This window comes from Phytobacter sp. V91, assembly GCF_965644225.1.
Lineage (GTDB): Bacteria > Pseudomonadota > Gammaproteobacteria > Enterobacterales > Enterobacteriaceae > CBFFRJ01.
This window is the reverse complement of the sequence record NZ_CBFFRJ010000206.1, coordinates 1-5,109: the sequence shown is the minus strand read 5'-3', so window position 1 is coordinate 5,109 and position 5,109 is coordinate 1. Positions and strand designations below refer to the sequence as shown.

Annotated in this window: 5 protein-coding genes and 2 pseudogenes; 1 reads left to right on the top strand and 6 read right to left on the bottom strand. The window is 50.9% G+C overall.

What is annotated here, in order from left to right; genetic code table 11:
• Positions 1-53: 53 nt before the first annotated feature.
• A pseudogene (locus tag ACSZO4_RS24470) lies at positions 54-314 on the bottom strand (hexitol phosphatase HxpB); the annotation flags it as partial.
• A gap of 144 nt (positions 315-458) precedes the next feature.
• Here ACSZO4_RS24470 and ACSZO4_RS24465 point away from each other — a divergent pair.
• On the top strand, positions 459-995 hold the full coding sequence (locus ACSZO4_RS24465) for a YniB family protein (RefSeq protein ID WP_437891690.1): 537 nt from the start codon (positions 459-461) through the stop codon (positions 993-995).
• A gap of 48 nt (positions 996-1,043) precedes the next feature.
• Here the strand turns inward: ACSZO4_RS24465 and ACSZO4_RS24460 are convergent.
• From ACSZO4_RS24460 to ACSZO4_RS24440, 5 genes and pseudogenes are all read right to left on the bottom strand, one after another.
• A pseudogene (locus ACSZO4_RS24460) lies at positions 1,044-2,087 on the bottom strand (IS3 family transposase).
• A 91-nt stretch (positions 2,088-2,178) separates the two neighbouring features.
• A complete protein-coding gene (locus ACSZO4_RS24455; RefSeq protein WP_437891688.1) occupies positions 2,179-3,039 on the bottom strand; it encodes a fructosamine kinase family protein in 861 nt (286 codons plus the stop codon).
• 105 nt (positions 3,040-3,144) lie between these two features.
• The gene (ghoS, locus tag ACSZO4_RS24450) at positions 3,145-3,435 is read right to left on the bottom strand and encodes a type V toxin-antitoxin system endoribonuclease antitoxin GhoS (protein ID WP_437891686.1); all 291 of its coding nucleotides are present in this window, start codon (positions 3,433-3,435) and stop codon (positions 3,145-3,147) included.
• Between the two features lie 105 nt (positions 3,436-3,540).
• Positions 3,541-4,473, bottom strand: coding sequence for a 6-phosphofructokinase II (gene pfkB / locus ACSZO4_RS24445; protein ID WP_437891685.1), 933 nt, complete (start codon positions 4,471-4,473; stop codon positions 3,541-3,543).
• Between the two features lie 158 nt (positions 4,474-4,631).
• A complete protein-coding gene (locus tag ACSZO4_RS24440; RefSeq protein WP_437891684.1) occupies positions 4,632-4,901 on the bottom strand; it encodes a hypothetical protein in 270 nt (89 codons plus the stop codon).
• Positions 4,902-5,109 lie beyond the last annotated feature (208 nt).

The following is a 5,109-nucleotide window of genomic DNA, read 5'->3' as shown; positions in this document are numbered from 1 at the left end:
TTCGACACCCATATCAAAACCGGTAACTCTCAACCTTTCAAGGTCAAGTGTCAGATCAAGTCGCGACTAATACAGATAATGCGTGAGGTGACCTCTTCACAGCTCGGGCCATTCCACGGCTGCTGGGCAAACCACTGCCCGACCACCACATCGATGCGCAGACCCAGCAAGTCCGGCAACTCATCGCGGCGGGAAATATCGACGCCCAGGCTCGCAATCACCTCAAGTTCGGCACGATCCCAGAGCGGCTCTGAGTCCATAATTAATCCATCCATATCGAAAATGGCTGCAAGGATTTGGCGCGGGGCAGACATTAACACCTCTCTATTTAGCATTGAATTGCAGGGAAAATACGCATTATGGCTAAGATGCCATCATACCGCCTTTAAAGATCAGGCGAAAATGAATCTGAACAGGTAGACTTAGGCGCGAAAGAGAACGTCTGACAAGGGGAATCCATGACGTATCAACAAGCTGGACGCGTTGCAGTACTGAAACGTGTTCTGGGATGGGTGATTTTTATCCCATCAGTGATTTCAACCATTATTTCTGTGTTGAAATTTATGTATGACCATAGCGAAAAAAAGGCAGGCATTGATGCCGTTATGCTGGATTTCGCACATGTAATCATTGAGATGATGCGTTTCAATACGCCTTTTCTTAATCTGTTCTGGTTTAACTCGCCAGCACCGGACTTTCACCAGCAACTGAACATTATGTTCTGGCTGATTTATGTGCTGATCTTTGTTGGCCTTGCGCTACAGGCCTCCGGCGCCAGAATGGGGCGCCAGACCCGTTTCCTGCGCGAAGGGGTCGAGGATCAGTTGATCCTTGAGAAAGCGAAAGGTGCGGAAGGCTTGTCGCGCGAACAGATTGAGGGGCGGATCATCGTGCCTCACCACACCATCTTTCTGCAAATTTTCCCACTGTATGTGCTGCCGGTAATCATCATCGTTGCGGGTTACTTTTTCTTCTCGCTGCTCGGCTTCCTGTAATCAAAAGGCCACCGGGCTTGAAGTGAACCCCACATATTGGACACTTTTTTAACTGGCGGCTGACATGGCCTGAGTTCGGTATTGTACCGGACTCAGGCCGTTTAGTTTTAGCTTGATTCGTTCGTTGTTGTAGTAGTGGATGTACTCTTCCACCGCTTTTCGTAGATGGTCCGTATTTTCATACTCTTCGTGGTACCAACATTCTGTCTTCAACAGGCCAAAAAAATTTTCTATCACTGCATTGTCCAGACAGTTTCCTTTGCGCGACTTTACCGTAGGTACCTTTGTATGACTGATACTTTTTGCTTCTCAGGCATGAGGCCAGCCCCATCTTACGCATCAGTTTTCGTACTGTTTTATGATTTATTCCGTAGCCTTCATTGCGCAACGCCAGGGTAATGCGGCGGTAACCATATCGTCCTTTATGATAATGAAACAGTGCGGCTATTCTTTGCTGTTCGCCCTTATAGCGCTCTCCACAGTCTTCTGCCTTAACGTGCCAGTAGTACGTGCTACGAGGCAATCCTGCTATATGAAGCAGCATTCTCAGGTTATGGTTTTGCCTCAATTCGGTAATTATTTTTGCTTTGTCTTCTGCTTTTCCCGGATCAAGGCTTGAAGCTTTTTTAAGTAGGCATTTTCCGCTCGCAAGTATTCAAGCTCTTCTTCAACGCTCTGGAACGCTGGAGGGGGATTATTAAGTTTTTTATCTGACGTTTCGCTCTTCCCTGACTTCACCGGACGTCCTCTGGGTTTATTTTGTAGGGCAATAACACCGCCTTCACGGTAAAGGCGTTCCCACTTGCTGACAGTATAAGCGGTTGCGATAAAAAACTCCGCCGCAGCTTTCCGGGATGACTTGCTGTGTTGATGCATCCAGAGCACAACAGACTCTTTAAACTCAGCAGAGTAAGCTCTGGTAGGGATGCTAAAACCGTCCACACCATTCACTTTCCAGTGTTCAGTCCAGCGTCTGACCGCTCCGTGATCGACGCCGAAGAACCTGGCTGTTTTCTTTGCACCATCACCACTGTTCAGATAGTGGAGAACAACTTGCTGCTTGAATTCAGATGAGTATTTTTTTCTGCCCATTGAAACGCAAAACCCCTAATCGTTGGATGTCCAACTTTCGGGGTTCACTTCATGCGGGTGGCCTCGATTATCCTGCTGTTTTGCAAACAGATCAGGCGGCAAGCACCCGCTCCAGCGCCTTTTGCGCCGTCACCAGATGTTGCCCGCCAAACAGAATTGCCCGATTGAGCAAGGTGTAGAGCTGGTAGACTGGCTGACGGTCGAGAAAATCGCCGGGTAACGGGCTGACTGACTGGTAACCATCGTAAATCTGCGGCGGCTGTTCCGGGTAGAGCGGCAGCATCGCCAGATCGCACTCTCTGTCTCCCCAGTAACAGGCGGGATCATAGATATAAGGACCATCAGGGCCGAGTGCGCAATTCGATGACCATAAATCCCCGTGCAGGAGTGAAGGCTGGGGTTGATGGGAAGAAAGCCGTTGCTGAATATGTTCGACAATGGCGTCGATATTGCCAAACTCGAGACCTTTTTCGGCAGCCAGTTCCAGTTGCCAGCCAATACGCTGTTCGGCGAAAAAGGTAGACCAGCGTCGCTGCCAGGCATTTGGCTGCGGTGTGGTTGAGAGATCGTTGTCGAAATCGAGACCAAACTGCGGCTGGTCACTCCACGCATGCAGGCGGGCAAGCTGTTGCCCGAGTAAAAAAGCGTTATGCGCATCCAGTGGGCGGACCGGAAGGTATTCCATTACCAGAAAGCTGTAGTCGCGGTCGCTACCGACGGCCCATACCTTAGGTACGCGCACGGTATTACTGCGGGAAAGTAGCTCCAGTTGATCGGCTTCCGCCGTGAAAATGGGGAGAAGTTCGCGTTCATCGCATTTTACGAATAAGTCCCGCTCACCATAACGCAGATGCCATGCAGCGTGGATCTCGCCACCTGACAATTCGTCACGCTGTTCGATCTCACCTTCGCCAAGTTGCTCGCTTAACAGACGACTAATTGCTTGCCACATGATATGTCTCCCATGTTATCAGCCAGATCATTAGGTTAGCGCACTACAACCATGAAAAAATACGAACTAACGCACAGCTGCGAACCGCAATGCGTGAGATGGCACTTATTGATGCTCTTTTTGCCAGGCCTCCCAACTGCTAATGTGAATTTCAGGCGTGTCAACGATCACCGCGTCAGCCAGACTTGTGGCCAGCGCTTCAACCTCTTGTTCGCTCAGTACCGAAATAAAAGCAAAGGTGTTGGTGCCCAGATCGTGCACTTTGCCTTCATCATCGGTTAGCGTCAGCAGAAAACCCGCGCGGGTAAACTGGTTGTTCAGCTCGTTAATTTCCGTCAGGCTTTGCTCGTGGAAGTCTACTGTGACCACGTAGCGTAAGATCTCACCGCTGGCCATAATTCACCCCATTGTTATCCTGAGTTTTTTTAGCATAGTCCGTGAGACGGATTTGTCGACTACGGCCCCGGGATAACCCTCACCTGAAAGGTGAGGCAGAGAGCATCAGGCCTGGCACAGATAATGATAGATTTTATCCGTGTCTTCACGGGAGCACAGGCGGGTACCCTGGTTAATGGTGGCGGCACTCCCGGCGGCTACACCGAAGCGAACCATCTCTTCCAGAGAGGCGCCTTCTGCCAGTTTTAAGGTCATTGCGCCGACCACACTGTCGCCAGCACCCACGGTGCTTTGGCTTTTGATCGGCGGAGGTACGACCTGCACGCACTGTTTCGCATCGACGGCAAGCGCGCCCTGAGGGCCAAGTGAAACCACTACCCGGTGGGCCATACCCTGGTTGACGATATCCTGCGCCGCTTTTTGCACGTCACCGGGCTGGGTTAATTCACTCCCCACCAGGGCGCTGAGCTCTTTCTGGTTGGGTTTCACCAGCTCAATATTGCCTGTTTTCAGTGCGGCCGCGAGGGCATCTCCCGAACTATCGATAATACAGCGGAGACCTTTCTGCTGGGCGGCCTGGACCAGTTGCGAGAGTTTTGCTACGTCAATGCCGGGCGGCAGGCTGCCGCTGATAACCAGTAATGCACCACTATCGATAGCCAGCACTTTCTCTTCGAGTTGCTGGAATTCACCGGCGCCGAGCGTCGCCCCCGGCATCACAAAGCGATATTGTTCGCCGCTTGTTTCAACATGGACATGCAGGTTTTGCCGCGTCCAGTCCTGGGTGCTGACAGACTGTGTCGGCACCTGTTCATCGATGAGCAAGGCTTTCAGGTGTTCACCCGTGGCTCCACCGGCAGGGAAAATGGCTGTCGCGGTACCCCCAAGATAGGTGATCGCCCGGGCGACATTGATCCCCCCTCCACCGGGCTCAAATACCGGCGCGGTGCAGCGCAGCTTACCTTCCGGATAGATGTGTGACGTCTGCGTTGCGCTGTCGAGAGAGGGAGCCAACGTTAAGGTGTATATCGTAGCCATTCTAATCTCCTTTTATTGTGGATGGCTTAAGCCTGGCACTTTGCGCCTGGAAGGCAATCCAGCCTTTGCCGGGGATGTCGTTTGTCAGGGATACTGAAGCATGATGACAATGATCGAGAGGTCGCAGGCTGCAAGATTTTTCGATGAAGCAAGGTGACTTATCTATCACTTGTATTTTCATTTTCTGCAAACTTTTCAATGCGTTTTTTTACATTACGATCCAGTTCATCGACTTCATCTTTGGACATCCCCGCTTCGTAAAGCATGATGCGCTGTCCCCGACGGGTATAGTCTTCCCAGAGCATCGAATAGCGATCGTGTAGCTCGGCATGGCATTTTTTTTGAGCCCGAAGATCTTTATTCATTGTCAGGATCCCAAGGCCGGCCAGAATGACCATCGATACCAGGACGAGTGTAAGAACGAACATACGAGGGGACCTCGGGAAACAGTTGCTGCATCAGAACGGGGGGCATTTTGTGTGATGAATGTTATTTGTAACTTACATTCATTTCAATGACTATTTGAAGTGTTTTTTGTTAATTGGTGATGTGTTCTTAAAAGTAGTAAGTATCCTCCGGCAGAGCCGGAGGCTTTAGGGTGAGCGCCTCAAAGGCGCCGACAAACCATGAGCCGCC

Bases quoted from the DNA above. Each gene is read 5' to 3' on its own strand.
- ACSZO4_RS24465 (WP_437891690.1), top strand. From the start codon at position 459: ATGACGTATCAACAAGCTGGACGCGTTGCAGTACTGAAACGTGTTCTG.
- ACSZO4_RS24455 (WP_437891688.1), bottom strand. From the start codon at position 3,039: ATGTGGCAAGCAATTAGTCGTCTGTTAAGCGAGCAACTTGGCGAAGGT.
- ghoS (WP_437891686.1), bottom strand. From the start codon at position 3,435: ATGGCCAGCGGTGAGATCTTACGCTACGTGGTCACAGTAGACTTCCAC.
- pfkB (WP_437891685.1), bottom strand. From the start codon at position 4,473: ATGGCTACGATATACACCTTAACGTTGGCTCCCTCTCTCGACAGCGCA.
- ACSZO4_RS24440 (WP_437891684.1), bottom strand. From the start codon at position 4,901: ATGTTCGTTCTTACACTCGTCCTGGTATCGATGGTCATTCTGGCCGGC.